Annotated in this window: 13 protein-coding genes; 9 read left to right on the top strand and 4 right to left on the bottom strand. The window is 70.1% G+C overall.

What is annotated here, in order from left to right; all coding sequences use genetic code 11:
• Window positions 1-72: 72 nt before the first annotated feature.
• The 3 genes from FJY74_05490 to FJY74_05480 are packed head-to-tail and all read right to left on the bottom strand — an operon-like array spanning window position 73 to window position 3,503.
• Window positions 73-2,076, bottom strand: a complete 2,004-nt coding sequence (locus FJY74_05490) for a glycoside hydrolase family 97 protein (GenBank protein MBM3307760.1) — start codon at window positions 2,074-2,076, stop codon at window positions 73-75.
• An 8-nt stretch (window positions 2,077-2,084) separates the two neighbouring features.
• Window positions 2,085-2,864, bottom strand: a complete 780-nt coding sequence (locus tag FJY74_05485) for a TSUP family transporter (GenBank protein MBM3307759.1) — start codon at window positions 2,862-2,864, stop codon at window positions 2,085-2,087.
• 18 nt (window positions 2,865-2,882) lie between these two features.
• On the bottom strand, window positions 2,883-3,503 hold the full coding sequence (locus FJY74_05480; GenBank protein ID MBM3307758.1) for a LysE family transporter: 621 nt from the start codon (window positions 3,501-3,503) through the stop codon (window positions 2,883-2,885).
• A gap of 261 nt (window positions 3,504-3,764) precedes the next feature.
• Between FJY74_05480 and FJY74_05475 the strand changes: the two genes are divergently transcribed.
• The 3 genes from FJY74_05475 (at window position 3,765) to FJY74_05465 (ending at window position 7,906) form a co-directional block, all read left to right on the top strand.
• A complete protein-coding gene (locus tag FJY74_05475; protein MBM3307757.1) occupies window positions 3,765-5,051 on the top strand; it encodes a 2-hydroxyacyl-CoA dehydratase in 1,287 nt (428 codons plus the stop codon).
• A gap of 3 nt (window positions 5,052-5,054) precedes the next feature.
• Window positions 5,055-5,807, top strand: coding sequence for a 3-hydroxyacyl-ACP dehydratase (locus tag FJY74_05470; protein ID MBM3307756.1), 753 nt, complete (start codon window positions 5,055-5,057; stop codon window positions 5,805-5,807).
• Between the two features lie 146 nt (window positions 5,808-5,953).
• Window positions 5,954-7,906, top strand: coding sequence for a choice-of-anchor D domain-containing protein (locus tag FJY74_05465; GenBank protein MBM3307755.1), 1,953 nt, complete (start codon window positions 5,954-5,956; stop codon window positions 7,904-7,906).
• 77 nt (window positions 7,907-7,983) lie between these two features.
• Here FJY74_05465 and larA read toward each other — a convergent pair whose 3' ends face one another.
• Window positions 7,984-9,231, bottom strand: a complete 1,248-nt coding sequence (larA, locus tag FJY74_05460; GenBank protein MBM3307754.1) for a nickel-dependent lactate racemase — start codon at window positions 9,229-9,231, stop codon at window positions 7,984-7,986.
• Window positions 9,232-9,366: 135 nt separating this feature from the next.
• Here larA and FJY74_05455 point away from each other — a divergent pair, with 135 nt between their 5' ends.
• From FJY74_05455 to FJY74_05430, 6 genes are all read left to right on the top strand, one after another.
• A complete protein-coding gene (locus FJY74_05455) occupies window positions 9,367-10,890 on the top strand; it encodes an aromatic amino acid lyase (GenBank protein MBM3307753.1) in 1,524 nt (507 codons plus the stop codon).
• A complete protein-coding gene (hutH, locus tag FJY74_05450) occupies window positions 10,887-12,431 on the top strand; it encodes a histidine ammonia-lyase (protein MBM3307752.1) in 1,545 nt (514 codons plus the stop codon). Before FJY74_05455 ends, hutH begins: the two co-directional genes overlap by 4 nt.
• A gap of 74 nt (window positions 12,432-12,505) precedes the next feature.
• On the top strand, window positions 12,506-14,365 hold the full coding sequence (locus tag FJY74_05445) for an insulinase family protein (protein MBM3307751.1): 1,860 nt from the start codon (window positions 12,506-12,508) through the stop codon (window positions 14,363-14,365).
• A 48-nt stretch (window positions 14,366-14,413) separates the two neighbouring features.
• The gene (locus FJY74_05440; protein MBM3307750.1) at window positions 14,414-15,880 is read left to right on the top strand and encodes an insulinase family protein; all 1,467 of its coding nucleotides are present in this window, start codon (window positions 14,414-14,416) and stop codon (window positions 15,878-15,880) included.
• Between the two features lie 179 nt (window positions 15,881-16,059).
• Entirely contained in the window at window positions 16,060-16,572 is a 513-nt protein-coding gene (locus tag FJY74_05435; GenBank protein ID MBM3307749.1) for an Rrf2 family transcriptional regulator, read from the top strand.
• The gene (locus FJY74_05430) at window positions 16,569-17,522 is read left to right on the top strand and encodes a substrate-binding domain-containing protein (protein MBM3307748.1); all 954 of its coding nucleotides are present in this window, start codon (window positions 16,569-16,571) and stop codon (window positions 17,520-17,522) included. Before FJY74_05435 ends, FJY74_05430 begins: the two co-directional genes overlap by 4 nt.
• Window positions 17,523-17,524 lie beyond the last annotated feature (2 nt).

Genomic DNA, 17,524 nt, shown 5'->3' with positions numbered 1-17,524 from the left:
CATCACCTCTATTATAACATGGCAAGGATGACCGGGGAAAGGGGCCAGCTGCGGGCCCTCCCTCGGGCGTTCCTACGGCACGGGGGTGAACTGCACCGCCTGCCCGCCGCCCGGCGCGAGCGAGAGCGTGAGCGTGTCGCCCGCTGTCACGCGGGCCTCGCGGATCTCGATCGAGGTCGGGTCGTCCCGCCAGTCCGCGCCTGGGCCGTCCGCGTAGATCCGAGCGAGGTAGACCGTGCCCGGCTCGAGGAACGCGAGGGGCACCTCGAGCGTCCGCGCGCTCTCGTCGGTGATGCTCCCCAGGAACCACTCTCGCCCGCGCCGCCGCGCGATCGTGACGTGGTCGCCGATCGCGCCGTCCACGCACACGGTCTCGTCCCAGTCGCACGGGACCGCCTGGACGAACGCGAACGCCGGGTGACCCTCGTAGTTCTCGACGAGGTCCGCGGCCATCTGGAGCGGGCTCCAGATGACCACGTACAGCGCGAGTTGATGTGCGAGCGTCGTCTTGGCGGAGCGGCCCATCGTGCGGTCGAATCGGATGTCGAAGATGCCCGGCGTGTAGTCCATCGGCCCGGCGACGAGACGCGTGAACGGCAGGATCGTCGTGTGCTCCGGAGGATTCCCCTCACTCCACGCGTTGTACTCCATGCCGCGGCCGGCCTCGCGCGTCATCATGTTCGGCCAGGTCCGCTCCTCGCCGGTCGACTTGATGACCTCGTGGCCGTCGATCATGATGCGGCGGGCGGCGGCACGCTCGATGACGCGCCGGCAGTGGTTCACCATCCACTGCCCGTAGTGGTGCTGCCCTCGCGGGAAGATGCCGCCCGCGTAGCCGGTCTTCACCGCGTGGATGCCGAGCCGCTCGTACAGGGCGAACGCCTCCTCCATCATGCGTTCGTAGGTCGGCACGTCACCGCCCGTCTCGTGATGGCCGATGAGCGCGACGCCCCTTCTGCGGGCGTACCGCGCGACCGACTGGAGGTCGAAGTCCGCGTAGGGCGTGACGAAGTCGAACGCGCCCTCGCTGCCCCAGCGCTCCCACCCGGTGTTCCACCCCTCGATGAGCACCGCCTCGATCCCGTGGTCGTGCGCGAAGTCAACGACCCTCCTCGCGTTGTCCGTCGTCGCCCCGTGCGTGGGACCCATGTGCCAGGTGTTGCGCTTGATGTGCATGCCCCACCAGATGCCGACGTACTTCATGGGGCGGATCCACGAGGTGTCCTCGATCGCGCAGGGCTCGTTCAGGTTGAGGATGGTGTTCGACTCGACGAGGCCGCCGGCGCGGTCGGTGACCAGGATGACGCGCCACGGCGAGCGGAAGGGCGTGCGCGCGCGCACGGCGACCCCGTCGGGCCACGGGACGAGGACGCTGCGGAGCGTCGTCGGTCCGCCCTCGGGGTCGGGCTCGAGCGTCATGCTCGCGTAGTCCACGAGCGCCGCCTCGTGGACGCAGAGGTGCGTTCCGTCTGCCGTTCGCATGGTCATCGGCGTGTTCGCGCCGGGCACGGCCGAGAGCGGCGTCTCGTTCCAGAGGAACTCGTCGCTGTCGTAGTCGTCGGGGATCCACCAGGCCGTGTGGTCGCCCGCGAAGGCGAAGCGCGTCTCCTCGGACTCGATCTCGAACTCGCCGAGCGCCGGCTGCTTCGGGAGGACGTAGCGGAAGGCGACGCCGTCGTCGAAGACCCGGAACACGATCGAGAGCTCGCGCTTCGGCGTGAGCCGTTCGCGGAGCCTGACCGTGAGCTCGTTGCCGCGGTTCGCCACCCTCGAGCACTTGCCCCAGACCGGCTCCCAGGTCTCGTCGAAGCTGTTCGTCACCGAGTCCGCGAGTTCGAACCCGCCCTCGAGCGACGGCGTCCCTCTCAGGCGCAGGCCGAGCCTCGACAGCAGGATGATTGGACGGCCGTCGCGCTCGACGTGGTAGTGGGGGACGCCGCCGAGAACGTCGAGCGTGGCGGCGAGTCGTCCGTCCGGGGACGAGACCGTCTCACCTCGGGGCGTCTCGCGGGCCGTGCTCGGCGCGGCGAGGACCGCTGCGGCGAAGGCGATCGAGATCATGCGTGTGGCTCCCATGATTCCCTCTACGGCCTGGGGCCGAGGTAGGTGGTCTGGACGAGCCTGGCCAGCGTCAGCGCCACGACGATCAGGAAGAACACGCGCACGAACCTCGCGCCGCGCAGCATGACGAGCCGGGAGCCGGCCAGCGCGCCGACAACCTCGCCCGCGCCCATCACGAGACCCGGCAGGAGCACCACGTTTCCCCCGAGCGCGAAGAACGCGAGCGCGGTCGCGTTGCTCACGAAGTTCATCACCTTGGTGTGGGCCGTCGCGGCCGCGAGGTCGAGCCCGAGGAGCGCGACGAACGCGATGGCCCAGAACGAGCCCGTGCCCGGCCCGAAGAACCCGTCGTAGAACCCGATGCCGAGCCCGAAGGCGAGGTAAAAGACCGCGGGCCTCATGCGGGCGCGCCTTGCCTCCGCGGCCACGCGCGGCGACACCAGCATGTAGACGAAGATCGCGAGCAGGAGCGCCGGGATGACGTGCCGGAGGAGTCCCGGGGACACCCGCTGGATGGCGAGCGTTCCGGCCGCCGCTCCGACGAACGTCCACACGATGCCCGGCGCGGTCCTCCGGACGGACACGAGCCCGCCGTGCCGGTAGTGGAGCATCGCCGTGCAGCTTCCGAATGACGACTGGAGCTTGTTCGTGCCGAGCGCGAGGTGCGGAGGAAGCCCGGCGGCGAGGAGCGCCGGGAGCGTGATGATGCCGCCCCCGCCCGCGATGGAGTCCACGAACCCGGCGGCGAGGCCGGCCGCGCCGAGGAGCGCGAGGGTGGCGGTCGTGAGAGGGAAGGTCGGCATGCGTCCTCCGGGCCGCCGCTACAGGAGCGTTCCAGCCGCATCCGCGACGAACCGGACGCCGAAGTAGAGAAGAAGCGCGCCCGACACGAGGCTCACGCCGACGCGGAACCGGTGGCCGAGCAGGCGCGTTCCCCGGTGAGACGCCGAGGACAGGAAGAAGTACCAGACCAGGTCGAGCGACCAGTGGATGACCGCGAAGAGGACGAAGCGCCCGAGGCCGAACCCCCACGCGCGCAGCACGAGCGTGGCGCCGACGGTGGACCACCACACGAGGAAGTAGGGGTTCCCGGCGGTCATGAGGATGCCCGCCGTGAGCGCCGGGGTCTCGCGCCGAGCCGGTGCGTCGGCGGCCGGGCGCCGCATCGTGCGGACGAGGTCCACGCCCATCCACAGGAGCACGAGCCCACCTGCCAGCCCGACCCACGCCGCGAACGCCGGCCGTGTGAAGAACGGCGCGAGCCCGACCACGAGCAGCGCCATGAGCGGGAACTCGACGACGCCGTGGCCGACCGCGATGGCCGCCCCGGCGCGCGCTGAGCGCGCGCCCTTGCCGACGACGACGACCGTGAGGGGGCCGGGCGCCATGACGCCCGAGAGCGAGATGAGGACGGCCTGTAGCAGGAAGGCGCCGTAGCCCATGCGGCGATGCTAGCAGAAGGGCCGCGGGCGCGCCACGCGCCTTGCGGCGGCGCCGCCAATGTGGTAGGCTTGTGACTGTTGCAGTCCCCATCGGGAGGAAGCGGCATGTTCGGGCACTTGGTGAGAACGACGCACACGCGGTGAGGCGCCCTCGGAGCGCCCGTGCGGCGCTCTTCCAGGCGTCTCGCAACAGACCGCTCCGCCTCCTGACCCGGGAGCCTCCCGGGCCGGGCCGCGGGGCCCGGTCACGGGGAGGTTCCCATGCCTGCCGAAGCAGTCGACTACCGCACGATGTGGGCGGACCTCGGCCTCGACCTCGAGAAGCACGACATGCTTCTCGGTGTCCTGGGCCAGGCCTACGAGACCCTGTTCCTGAGCCAGAAGAGCCGTCCCAAGGGCATGGACTACTTCAACTTCGTCATGTCCGAGGTGCACGGCCTGAGGGTGAAGGAACTCCGCGACGCCCAGGCCGCCGGAAGGAAGGTCCTCGGGGCGTTCTGCGTGTTCGCTCCCGAGGAGATCGTCACGGCGGTTGACGGCATCCTCGTCGGGCTCTGCACCGGGGCGGACTTCGCGACGGAGGAGGTCGAGAAGCGCATCCCGCGGAACACCTGCGCCCTCATCAAGAGCGCGTTCGGGTTCACGTTGGGAAGGGTCTGCCCCTACATCGAGACCGTCGACATGGTCGTCGGCGAGAACACGTGCGACGGCAAGAAGAAAGCCTACGAGACGCTCGGCACCATCCTGCCCAACCTCTACGTGATGGACCTTCCTCAAGTGAAGTCGGCGAACGGCCGCTCCCTGCTTCGGGCGGAGTACGAGCGGTTCCTTCACGCGGTCGAGGACCTCGCAGGAGTGAAGGTCACGGCGGACCGGTTGAGGAAGGGCATCAGAGCGGTCAACGCGAAGCGGCAGGCGCTCCACCGCCTCGCCCGCGTGCGGGCCGCCGACCCGGCGCCCATCTCGGGGCTCGACGCGCTCCTCGTGAACCAGGTCGCCTTCTACGACGACACCGCGCGGTTCACGAGCTCGGTCAACGCGCTGTGCGACGAGCTCGCGGCCCGCGCCGCGCGGGGAGAGGGGGTGTTCGCGAAGGGCACCCCGCGCATCCTCGTGTCGGGGTGTCCGATGGCGGTCCCCAACTGGAAGCTGCCGTGGATCGTCGAGGGAGCCGGCGCCGTCATCGTCGGCGAGGAGTCCTGCGTCGGCGAGCGGGGCGCGAGGAACCTGGTGAAGGAGGACGGCGCGGACGTCGGCGCGCTGCTCGACAACATCGTGGACCGCTATCTCCAGGTGGACTGCGCGGTGTTCACACCCAACCCCGACAGGCTCGCGCACGTGAAGGAGATGCACACGGCGTACCGGGCGGACGGCGTCATCCACTACTGCCTCCACTTCTGCCAGCCGTACCTGATGGAGTCGTATCCGGTGGCCGCAAACCTCGAGGCAGCCGGGATCCCGACGCTCAGGATCGAGACCGACTACGGACAGGAGGACGGCGAGCAGCTCCGGACGCGCGTTGAGGCGTTCCTCGAGCGGCTGCGCTGACCCGTGAGAGCGCTCGGCATCGACATCGGCTCCAGAGCCATCAAACTCGCACTCCTCGAGGACGGCCGGGTCCTCGAGGAGCGGCGGGTCCCCACGACGTTCGACCCCGCGTCGCAGGCCGCCGACCTCATGCGCGGGCTCCGGTGGGACACGATCGTAGCGACGGGGTACGGGAGGCGCCTCCTTGTCGGCCCTCCGGGGCTCCGGATCATCACGGAGATCAAGGCGTGCGCGCTCGGCGTGGCCGCGGCGCTGCCGGCGGCGAAGACCATCCTCGACATCGGCGGGCAGGACACAAAGGCCATCGCAGTGGGGGACGATGGGCGGGTGCTCAGGTTCGAGATGAACGACCGGTGCGCGGCCGGCACCGGGAAGTTCCTCGAGTTCATGGCCGCGGGGCTCCAGGTGCCGGTCGAGGAGTTCGGTGAGTTCGCGCTCGAGGGGCGCCCTGGCGCGACGATCAGCAGCATGTGCACCGTCTTTGCGGAGACCGAGGCCATCTCTCTGATGGCGCAGGGCAGGAAGGCGAGGGACATCGCCCTGGCGCTCCACCACTCGGTCGTGAAGCGCTCGCTCTCGATGCTCGCCCGCGTCGGACCCGAGCCGCCGCTTGCCTTCTGCGGCGGCGTGGCGCTCAACGCCTGCGTGCGCTCTCTGCTCCAGGCGGAGGTTGGCCTTCCGCTGCTTGTTCCGACGCGGCCTGAGATGATGGCCGCGCGCGGAGCGGCGCTCGCCGCGGCGGCCCTCCGTCCGTAGCGGGGGTGTCGCGGTCTCCCAAGTCCCCGCTCCAGCCATGCGCCTTGCGAACCTGCGAGGACTGTGCTAGAATCGATCGATGGAGCGGTGTGCCCGAGCACGGCGGCCGGCCGCCCCTGGAAGGAGCCGCCGAAGGAGCCCCTTGCATGTCCGCGCGAAGATGCGGTCCCGCGATTGTGGCGCCCGCGGCCGCCTGGGTCGTCGTCCTCCTGGCCGCGGCGCAGCCCGCCTGGGGGTTCCGCGTCGTGAGCTACAACCTCCTCGACTACGACCCGGGTGAACGGCAGGCGTCCTTCCGCACGGTGATGGACTCGCTCGACGCCGACATCATCGCCGTCCAGGAGATCAAGAGCCAGTCCGGCGTCAACGACTTCCTGAACAACGTGCTCAACTACGCCGTGCCGGGGAAGTACCAGGCCATGCTCTTCTACAACGGCCCCGACACGGACAACGCGTGCTTCTTCAAGGTCGGCGTCGTGGACTCGATCTCGGCGGTGCCGATCTTCACGCCCGTCCGCTACACCATCGAGTACACCTTCCGACCGTCCGGGTACGCCTCTTCGGCCGCGCAGTTCCGGATCCTCTCGACGCACCTCAAGGCCGGCGACACGCCTTCGGACGAGACAACGCGACGGACGCAGACCGACGTCATCCGCGACTACCTGAACGGCCTGCCGTCGGGCAGCCACTTCATGGTCCTCGGGGACCTGAACGTGTACTCGAACGTCGACCAGGGCTATGTGCGCCTCATCCGGTCCGAGGCCGACAACGACGGCCGCTGCAAGGACCCCATCAACAAGCAGGGCACCTGGCACGACAATTACACTTTCCGCCACACGCACACGCAGTCGCCGCGCGACGTCTCGTTCGGGGGCGGGTCCGGCGGCGGCCTCGACGACCGGTTCGACCAGATCCTGGTCTCGTACGCCTTCGATGACGGCGACGGCCTCTCGTACGTGCCGAGCTCGTACTTCGCGTTCGGCAACGACGGCTACCATCTGAACGCGGCCATCAACGCGCCGCCGAACTACGTCGTGAGTCAGGCCGTCGCGGACGCGCTGTACTACGCGAGCGACCACATCCCCGTCGTCGCGAGCTTCCAGGCGCCGGCGAAGGTCGCCGCGGCGAGCGAGCTCGACTTCGGCGCCTGGATCGTGGGAACGACGGCGGAGCGGACGCTCGCAGTCGGGAACGGCGCGGTCGGCGACGCCGACGAGCTGTCGTACAGCCTGACGGCGCCCTCGGGGTTCAGCGCGCCCGGAGGCACCTTCCTGGCGGCGGGCGGCGCGAGCAACGACCACACGATCTCCATGGACGCGGGCAGCGCCGGCAGCCGGTCGGGGACGCTCGTCGTGAACTCGAACGACCTCGACCACCCGGCCTGGAACGTGTCGCTCTCGGGGAGCGTCGTCGAGCACGCGGTGCCGTCGCTGGACGCGTCGGAGACCGTGCTCGTCGACACGCTCGACTTCGGTTCGCACGAGGCCGGTGAGTTCGGCGAACTCGCCCTCGACGTGCACAACCTCGGCCACGGGCCGCTGCAGGCGCTTCTTGAGGTGTACGACCACGTGCTCGTCGGCGGCGACGGGCGCTTCTCCATCGTCGGCGGGTTCGTGACGAAGGAGGCGGGAGCGTCGCCGGCGTCGTACGCCGTCGCGTTCGACGCGGACGGCGCCGACGAGAACGCGCTCTACACGGCGGTGCTCACACTGAAGACGAGGGACGATGCGGACGTATCGGGCGGCACGAACCTGGCCGATCTCGTCGTCCACCTGTCGGCGTTCGTGCTGGGCGGGAGCGGCGTGCCCGACGACGCGGCCGCCGTCCTCGCGCTCGGCCCTGTGAGGCCGAATCCCGCCGCGGGCGGCGTGGCGCTCGCGCTCACGCTTCCCGAGGCTGCGGACGCGTCCGTGGACGTCGTGGACGTCGCGGGCCGCGTCGTGCGCGCGCTGCGCGCCGGGCCGCTGAGCGCCGGCGTGCACGAGATCGCGTGGGACGGGAGAGACGACCGGGGCGCGCCCGTGGCCTCGGGCGTGTACTTCTGCCGGGCGACCGTCGGCGAGTGGCGCGAGGCGCGCAAGGTCGTTCTCGTGAGATAGGGGATCGGCCGCGGTAGGCTCGGGCTGGTCATGCGGCGGGGTCGCGGTGCGGCCCCGCCGCGGCGTTGTGCGGGGGATCAGCGGGCGGCGACCCGCGGGACGGTGTGCGCCGCGTCGGGGATGACGAGGACGCGTCCGCCGGGGCGCCGCGCGAGAGCGTCGTCGAGCGCGGTCTGGAGGTCGGGGGCGGGCGTCATGAAGAGCGATTCGATGCCACGCGGCGCGATGCCGGTGACGGCGACGATCCGGAACCTCCGGACGGCGCGCGCGATGCGCGCGACCTTGTGGTTCCCGAAGCGGTACGGCCCTGCCACCGCCGCCTCGGCCTCCTCCGGCGTCCTCGCCGCCGCCAACGCGCGCGCCCACGCGTCCTCGCCGATCCCGCAATGACACGGCGAGACGAGGATGAGCGTGCCGCCGTCCTCGAGCGCGAGCTGCCCGTGCTCGAGCGCCTTTTGCGCTTGGTACAGGTCGGTGTCGAGCGGCGGCGCCATCGCGGCGACCACGACGGCCTCGCGGCGCGGCACGGTCGGGGCGTGGGTGCTCTCGGCCTCGGGGACGATGGCGTCGAGCGACTCGCGCAGCCCGCCGGCGGCGGCCGCGTGCATGCGCCCTCCCGTGCCGAGCACGACGTTGACGGCGAACACGCGCCCGCCGAGCGCCAGGTCCGCGGCCTCGGCCATGTCCTCGTGCACCGGGTTCCCGGCGAGCCTGAGCGGCCGCGCTTCGTCGGACATCGCATGCGCGTGGTTCGCCTCGATCGCGGTGAAGGACGCCATGCCCGGGAGGACGGACTTGCGACCGCCCGTGTATCCCGCGAAGTAGTGCGGCTCCACGGAGCTCAGGACGACCATCCGCTCCGCGGCGAGGGCGACGCGGTCGATCTCGACGGGTGTGCCGCGCGACGTGGTGCCGAGCCTCGCGTGGGCCGCGGCGTCCCGCGCATCGTGAACGTGCACGCGGGCGATCGGCGCGGCGGGCAGGTCGCCGAGGATGACGCGGAGCTCCGCCTCCGTCGGCGGGCGGTGCGCGCCGGTCGCGACGGCGACCGTGACGGGGCGCCCGCCGAGGAGGGGCGCGAGGACGCGGAGCATGCGGGCCGTCGGCGTCGGGCGCGTCGCGTCGTTGACGACGACGAGGACGCCGGAAGCCCCTCGCAAGAGCTCGTCGAGCGGCGGGGCGCCGACCGGCGAGGCCAGCGCCGCGGCCAGGACGGCCTCCTCGTCGCGGGGCTTCGCCGCGACGGACCCGACCACGCCCGCCAACCTCTGGTCGGCGACCACGGCGGTCTGCACGCTGTCTCCGTAGGGCACCGTGACGCGCACTCGGCCTCCCGGACTCGGCGTCGAGCATAGCACGGACCGACCTCCGATTGACCACCCGTTCACCCTCTGGTACTCTCTCTGTGCGGCCCGATCCACGGGTCGCCCCACACACACCTTCCAGACCAGGAGGCTGGCGTGGCGATCACGCTGAACGGGCAGGGACTCACCGTCGAGAAGCTCGTCCGCATCGCGCGCGGCGGCGAGAAGGTGGAGGTCGCCCAGGACGCCGTCGAGCGGATCAAGGTCTGTCGAGCGATGCTCGAGGAGAAGATCGTCGCTCACGAGATCATGTACGGGGTCAACACCGGCATCGGCGAGTTCTCCGAGGTCGTGCTCACCGACGAACAGGTCGAGCAGTTCCAACGATACCTGATCTACAACCACGCGGCCGGGATCGGTGACCCGGCGCCGATCGAGTACGTCCGCGGCGCGATGGTGGGCCGGATCAACGTTCACAGCCACGGGATGTCGGGGTCTCGCCCAGAGATCACACTGACCCTCGTTGAGATGCTCAACCGAGGCGTCACGCCCGTTGTGTGCCAGAAGGGCTCGGTCGGGGCCTCCGGGGACCTCGCCCCGATGAGCCAGATCGCGCTCCTGCTCATGGGCGAGGGGGAAGCGTACTACCGGGGTGAGATGCTGCCCGGCCGCGAGGCGATGAAGCGCGCGGGCATTCCGGTCCCCGGGCTTCAGGCCCGCGATGGCCTCGCCGCGATCAACGGGTCGAACCTGCTCACCGCGATGGCCGCCATCCACTGCTACGACATGAACCGCCTCCTCAAGCACGCCGAGATCGCCTGTGCGATGAGCCTCGAGGCGCTCATGGCGAACATGAAGCCCTACGACGTCAGGTTGCAGGAGGTCCGCGGGTTCCCCGGCGCCGTACGGACGGCGAAGGCCATCAAGCAGATCCTCGCAGGTGGGGACGTCGCCGAGGGGCGCCTCAAGAAGAAGGTGCAGGACGCGTACTCCATGCGCTCGTCGCCGCAGGTCATCGGCGCGGCGCACGACGCGCTCGCGTGGGCGGCGGCCCAGGTCGAGACGGAGCTCAACGGCGTCGGCGACAACCCCATCTTCCTGCCGGAGTTCAAGCTCACGCTCACGGGCGCGAACTTCCAGGGCTCGCCGGTCTGCCTTCCCATGGACATGGTGGGCGCTGCGCTCACCATGGTCTGCGTGCTCTCCGAGCGGCGCATGAACCGCCTCACCAACCCGGCCCTCTCGGTCGGGCTGCCGCCGTTCCTCACGAAGGGCGCCGGCATGATGTCCGGCATGATGCTCTCCCAGTACACGGCCGACAGCCTGATCGTCGAGCAACGGATCCTCTCGATGCCGGCGAGCATCCAGTCCATTCCAGCCGCAGCCGACCAGGAGGACTTCGTCTCGATGGGCATGAACACGTCCATCAAGAACCACCAGATCCTCGACAACGCGTGCGGCGTCCTCGGCATCGAGTTCATGGCCGCGGCCCAGGCGCTCGACCTTCGCGACTTCGCGCGCGGCCCGGGCACCGACGCCGCGCACCGCGTCATCCGGAAGCACGTGGCCTACCTCGACGAGGATCGGCCGCTCTACCCCGACCACACGCGGATGAAGTCGCTCGTTCGCTCGGGCGAGATCCTCGACGCCGTGGAGGGCGCGGTCGGGAGCCTCGGATGACGCCGACGATCACGCTGAACGGCACGAGCCTCACCATCGACCAGGTGCACGAGGTCGCAAGGAACCGCGCGCCGGTCGCGCTCGCTCCCGAGGCGCGGGAGGCCGTCGCCCGGTGCCGCGCCGTCGCCGAGGACCTCATGGCGCGGGGCGAGCTCATCTACGGCGTCACGACCGGTATCGGGGAGCTGGCCCGCGTCGCGGTCTCCGGGGAGCAGACCGAGGAGCTCCAGCGGCGCATCATCCGAAGTCACTCGGCGGGCGTCGGGCGCTTCTTCGCCGAGGACCAGGTGCGCGCCGCGATGCTCCTGCGCGCCAACGTCCTCGCCCGCGGCTACTCGGCGGTGCGTCCCATCCTCCTCGAGACGCTCATCGAGATGCTCAACCGGAACGTCGTCCCCGCGGTGAACGAGAAGGGCTCCGTCGGCACGAGCGGCGACCTCACCTCGCTCGCGCAGATCGGCTGCGTGCTCATGGGCGAGGGGCAGGCGTTCGCGGATGGCTGCCTCGTGAGCGGGCGCGAGGCGATGGATCGGGCGGGACTCTCTCCCGTGACGCTCTCGTTCAAGGAGGGTCTCGCGCTCATCAACGGCTCGCAGTTCTTCACGGGGTGCGGCGCGCTCTGCGCGTACGACGCCGACCGCATCATCCGACACGCCATCATCGCGAGCGCGATGTCGAGCGACGCGCTGCGCACGCCGATGGCTCCATTCGACGAGCGCGTCCATCGGTTGCGGCCCTTCGTCGGTCAGATCGTCGTCGCGGAGAATATGCGGCGGCTCCTCGAAGGCAGCGAGCTCATCGCGCGCGGCTCCGGGAAGGTCCAGGACGCCTACAGCGTCCGCTGCATCCCGCAGGTCTATTCACCCTCGATCGACGCGCTGCGCTACGTCATGCGGCAGATCGAGATCGAGATGAACTCGGTCACGGACAACCCGCTCTTCTTCCCGGACGAAGGCGAGCAGCTCTCGTGCGGCAACTTCCACGGCCAGCAGATCGCGATGGCGCTCGACTACCTCGCGATCGCGATGAGCGAGATCGGGTCGCTCTCCGAGCGGCACATCAACAGGCTCGTGAACCCGCACCTGAACGGCGGGCTTCCCGCCTTCCTCGTGAAGAGCGAAGGGTTGAATTCTGGCTACATGCTCGCGCACTACACCGCGACCGCGCTCTGCTCCGAGAACAAGATCCTGGCCCATCCGGCCGTCGTGGACAACTTCTCGATGGCGGCCGACCAGGAGGACACGGTCTCGATGGGGCCGATCGCGGCGCGCAAGCTCCGCGAGATCAACGAGAACGTCGTGAACGTCGTCGCCATCGAGATGATGTGCGCCGCGCAGGCGTTCGACCTCCTCGGCGAGACCCCGGGGCGCGGCACGCGGGTCGCGCACCGGACGATCCGCGAGGCGGTCCCGACGCTGGACCAGGACCGCACCGTGGCGCCGGACATCGCGACGATCGCGGACCTCGTCGTGAGCCGGAAGGTCCTCGACGCTGTCGAGAAGGAGATCGGGCCGATCCGCCTGGGCCTGGAAGGCCGGTGACGGCTTCCGGTGAAGCCGAGCAGATGACGAGTCAGGCGCCGCCGGGGAGGCGGCGATCGTGAAAGGAGCGGTTCATGAGACGGGCTCTCGCCGCGCTGGCCTGCGCGGCCGTCGCGCTCTCGTTCGCGTCCATCGCGCGGGCGCAGACCCTCGAGGACAAGGTCCAGGAGTTCACCCTCGCGAACGGGATGAAGTTCCTGGTCGTCGAGCGGCACGAGGCGCCGGTCTTCTTCGGGGCCATCGCGTTCCGCGTGGGCAGCGTGGACGAGCGGCCGGGGATCTACGGGATCTCCCACCTGCTCGAGCACATGCTGTTCAAGGGGACCACGACCATCGGCACGGCCGACTACAAGAAGGAGCGGAAGTTCCTCGAGCGGGAGGACGCGCTGGCCGAGGAGGCGAAGCGCCTTGCGCTCCGGATCGGGCGCTGGCGGCTGGAGCGCTTCGATCAGGCCGCGACCGGCATCGTGGCGTCCTTCTCCGATGAGGACCGCGCGGCCGTCGGCACGAACAAGGCGCTCGAGCTCGAACTGCTCATCGAGCAAATGAGGAAGCAGGGCCCGCCGGCCGACCTCGCGACGCTCCCGGGGCTCGTGAAGGACGGCGACACCGATCACTTCGGTCTCTACCTCGACCTCAAGACGGCACAGATGCGGCTGTACGACGCGATGGCCGCGCACCGCGACCTCATCGTGAAGGACGAGTTCTCGAGCATCTACACCGCGAACGGGCAGCGGATGCTGAACGCGGGCACCTCGAACGACGCGACCTTCTACATCGTGTCGCTGCCGTCGAACCGGTTCGAGCTGTGGATGCTCATGGAGTCCGACCGTCTCGCGAACCCGGTCTTCCGGGAGTTCTACTCGGAGCGCGACGTCGTGATGGAGGAGCGCCGCATGGGCGAGAACTCGCCCCAGGGCGCGATGTACGAGGCGTTCATGTCGACCGCCTTCACGGCGAGCGCGTACCGGAACCCCGTGATCGGGTGGATGTCCGACCTCCAGTACATCACGCGCGGGGACCTCGAGGCGTACTACCGGCAGCACTACGGGCCGAACAACGCCGTCGCGCTCCTCGTCGGGGACGTGCGCTTCAGCGAGGTGAAGAAGCTCGCGGAGAAGTACTTCGGTTCCATGAAGCCGATGCCGGGGTCGCCGCCGGTCGTCACGACCGATCCGCCGCAGAACGGCGAGCGGCGCGTCATGCTCAAGCGGGACGCCAAGCCGACGCTCGCCGTAGGCTACCACGTTCCCACGGCCCCGCACCCCGACAGCTACGCGCTCGAGATGCTCTCGGCGATCCTGTCCGACGGGCGGACGAGCCGCTTCTACAAGGGCGTGTACGAAGCACAGGGGCTGACGCGAGAGGCGCCCAGCGTGTGGATGGGTCCGGGGTCGCGACTCGATCCGCTCTTCTCCATCTCGGCGGACCCGAAGGAGCCGCACACGCTTGCCGACGTTGAGGCGGCGATCCACGCGGAGATCGAGCGGCTGAAGAGCGAGCCGCCGACCGCGAGGGAACTCGAGCGGGTGTGCAACCAGCGCGAGGCGCAGCTCGTGCGGGCCCTGGGCTCGAACATCGGGCTCGCGTTCGCCATCGGCTTCGCGGAGGCGGTCCGCGGCGACTGGCGCACGGTGCTCACGGACCTGGAGCGCCTGAAGGCCGTCACGCCCGAGGACGTCTCGCGCGTCGCCGCGAAGTACCTTGTTGAGGAGAACCGGACCGTGGCGTGGCTCATGGAGGACGCCTCCGGCGCGGAAGGGGAGCGGGAGGAGAAGCTCGACCTCGCGGAGCTCATGACCTGGGTGCGGACGCTCCCGGCCGACGAGCAGCGGGAGCTCATGGTGCAGTTCCAGTCGCTCGACGAGGCTGGCCGGGAGAAGCTCGTCATGGCCCTCTTCGAGCGCATGAAGGCCGCGAAGGGACGGAGCTAGAGCGGCCCGGGGCAGCCCGGGACACCACTCGAACCCAAGGAGCAGTCCATGAAGAACGCCCTCGCCATCGCGGCCGCAGTGCTGCTGTCGGCCGTGCTGACGGCGCCGCCCGAGGCGGCCCCCAGGCATCCGCGGGACCTCAAGTACCCGACGATCGCCGTCACGATGCCCGAGTACGAGGAGCTCTCGCTCTCGAACGGGATGACCGGGTTCTTCCTCGAGGACCACGAGATCCCCGTCGTCGAGATCTCCATGCTGATCAGCGTGTCGCGCCCGCCCAGGGAGAAGACCGGGCTTCCCGACCTGGCAGCCTGGACCATCAGGAACGGAGGAACGGAGGCGTGGCCGGCCGACAGGATCAACGAGGAGCTTGAGTTCGTCGCCGCGCAGATCGAGTTCGGCGCCGGCGGGCGCGGCGGGATGCGCGGCGCGACCGGCGCGGGCGCCGCGTCGGCGTCGCCCGGCGGCGGCCAGGCCGTCTCCGTGCGGATGAACTGCCTGAAGAAGGACCTCGACCTCGTCATGACCATCCTCGGCGACCTTCTGAAGAGCCCGTCGTTCCCCGAGGACAAGATCGAGCTTCGGCGCGCGGTGATGATCGAGAACATCCGGCGCGAGAACGACGAGCCCCGCGGGATCGCGTTCCGGGAGTTCCGCAGGATCGTCTACGGGGACCATCCGATGGCCTGGCGCGCGACCGAGGAGAGCGTGAGCGCCATCACGCGGGACGACCTCGTCGCGTTCCACCGGACCTTCTTCCGGCCCAACAACGTCATCGTCGCCGTCTCGGGCGACGTCACGCGGGGCGAGATCGTCTCGGCGCTCGAGAGGGCGCTCGCAGGCTGGGAGCCTGCGACCGTCACGATCGAGCCCGAGCCCGAGATCGAGCCGGCGTTCGTCCCGTCGGTGCACTACGTGCGGAAGGACATCAACCAGGCCGTGATCTGCATGGGGCACCTCGGGCTCAACCGGCGCGACGCGAGCAGGCCTGCCGTGGCCATCATGAACCAGATCCTCGGCGGCGGGAGCTTCTCGTCGCGCATCATGCAGCGCGTGCGGAGCGACGAGGGGCTAGCGTACCACGCGAGCTCGTGGTACTCGGACGATCCCTGGACCTACGGGACCTTCCTCGCGACCTCGCAGACCAAGAGCGACGCCGCGGGCCGGGCCGCTCGGCTCATGATGGACATCATCCGGGAGTACTCCGAGAACGGGCCCACGGCGGAGGAGCTGGCGACGGCCAAGGACGCCTACCTCAACGCGCAGGCGTTCGAGTACGAGTCCAAGGCGCAGGTGGTGCAGCGGCTCGCGCGGCTCCGGTGGGAGGGGATGCCTCTCGACACGCCGAAGCGCGACGTCGAAACCATCGCCGGCCTGACGATCGAGGACGTCCGGCGCGTCGCGGCCGAGTACCTGCATCCCGACGGCATGGCGGTGATCTTCGTGGGCGACGAGTCGCAGTTCGACACGCCGCTCTCGGTGTTCGGGGAGGTGCGGACGATCGAGCTTCCGTAGCGAGGCGAGGACCCTCGGGGGCCGCACGTGCCCGGGTGGTGAGTGGAGGGCGGCCGGTCGCGATCATCGCGGCCGGCCGCCCCCGCTTCGTGCCCCGGAGGCACGGCGGCTTGTCGGCTGGAACGGTTCGTGCTATAATCTACTGAGTCAATAGAGTTACTCGTGAATGCGGAGGCGCCGTGAAGGTCTCGAGGAAGGGCGAGTACGCCCTACGGGCCATGGTCGATCTCGCCTTCCGGTACGGCAACGGGCCCGTCACCGTCGAGGAGATCGCGCGCCGGGGCGGCATCCCGAAGGGGTTCCTGCAGCAGATCCTGCTCCAGCTCAGGCAGGCGGGACTCGTGCAGAGCGTCCGGGGACCATCCGGCGGCTACGGCCTCATGCGCGCGCCGGGCGAGATCGCGCTGGCCGAGGTGCTGCGGGAGATCGACGGGCCGCTCGCGCCCCTGAGCTGCGTGAGCGCCATGGCGTACCGGGCGTGCGGCAGGGAGAGGCGGTGCGGCCTCTACAGCGTGATGCTCGACGTGCGCAACGCCATCGCGGGGATCCTCGAGACCGTGACGCTCGAGGACGTGTGCGAGAGGACGAAGGGCGGACTCAGGAAGAGCGGCCTTGAGGGCGCGGGCGTCCGCTCCGGGAAGCGCCCGGGGCGAGCGGTCGCCCGACGGCGCGTTGGGAGGAGAGTGGGATGATGTCGGTCCTGGCGGGAGCATTGGCGATGGCCGCGGCGGCGGGGCTCGTCGTCTGCGGCGCGGGGTGCGGCGCGAGGGACGCGTCCGGGACGATCACCGTGTCGGGCGCGTGGGCGCTCTACCCCATGGCCGTCCGGTGGGCCGAGGAGTACCAGACGCTGCATCCGGACGTGAGGATCGACGTCGCGGCGGGAGGCGCCGGCAAGGGGATGGCGGACTGCCTGGCCGGGGCCGTGGACATCGGCATGGTCTCGCGCGAGATCAACCCGGAGGAGGAGCGGCGCGGCGCGTGGTGGGTGCCGGTGGCCATCGACGCGGTCGTGCCGACCGTCAGCGACGGGAACCCCGTGCTGACCGACATCCTCGCGCGAGGCGCCACGCGCGAGGAGCTCGCCGGCGTCTGGCTGGACGGGTCCGTCTCGACGTGGGGCGCACTGCTCGGGACCGGGGACGCGCGGGAGATCCACGTGTACACGAGGTCGGACGCGTGCGGCGCGGCGGAGACCTGGGCGGCCTTCCTCGGCGCCAGGCAAGAGGATCTCCGAGGCGTCGGCGTGTACGGTGACCCCGGGCTCGCCGAGGCCGTTCGGCAGGACAAGCTGGGGATCGGCTACAACAACCTGAACTACGTGTTCGACGCGAGGACGCACCAGCCGAACCCGGGGATCGTCGTGCTCCCGATCGACCTCAACGGGAACGGCGCGCTCGACCCGGAGGAAGACTTCTGCCGCACGCGCGATGCGCTGGTGCGGGCCATCGCGGCCGGCGCGTACCCGTCCCCGCCGGCGCGCGACCTCTACTTCGTCTGCCGCGGCCGGCCCGAGCGCCCCGTCGTGCGCGAGTTCCTTCGCTGGGCCCTCACCGAGGGGCAGCGGTTCGTGCCCGAGGCCGGGTACGTCAACCTGGCCGACGAGGAGCTCAAGGCCGCTCTCGAGATGCTCGGCGACTAGGT

Source organism: Candidatus Effluviviaceae Genus I sp. (genome assembly GCA_016867725.1).
Classification (GTDB): domain Bacteria; phylum Joyebacterota; class Joyebacteria; order Joyebacterales; family Joyebacteraceae; genus VGIX01.
The sequence above is the reverse complement of the archived record's forward strand: the minus strand, read 5'-3'. Positions and strand labels throughout refer to the sequence as shown.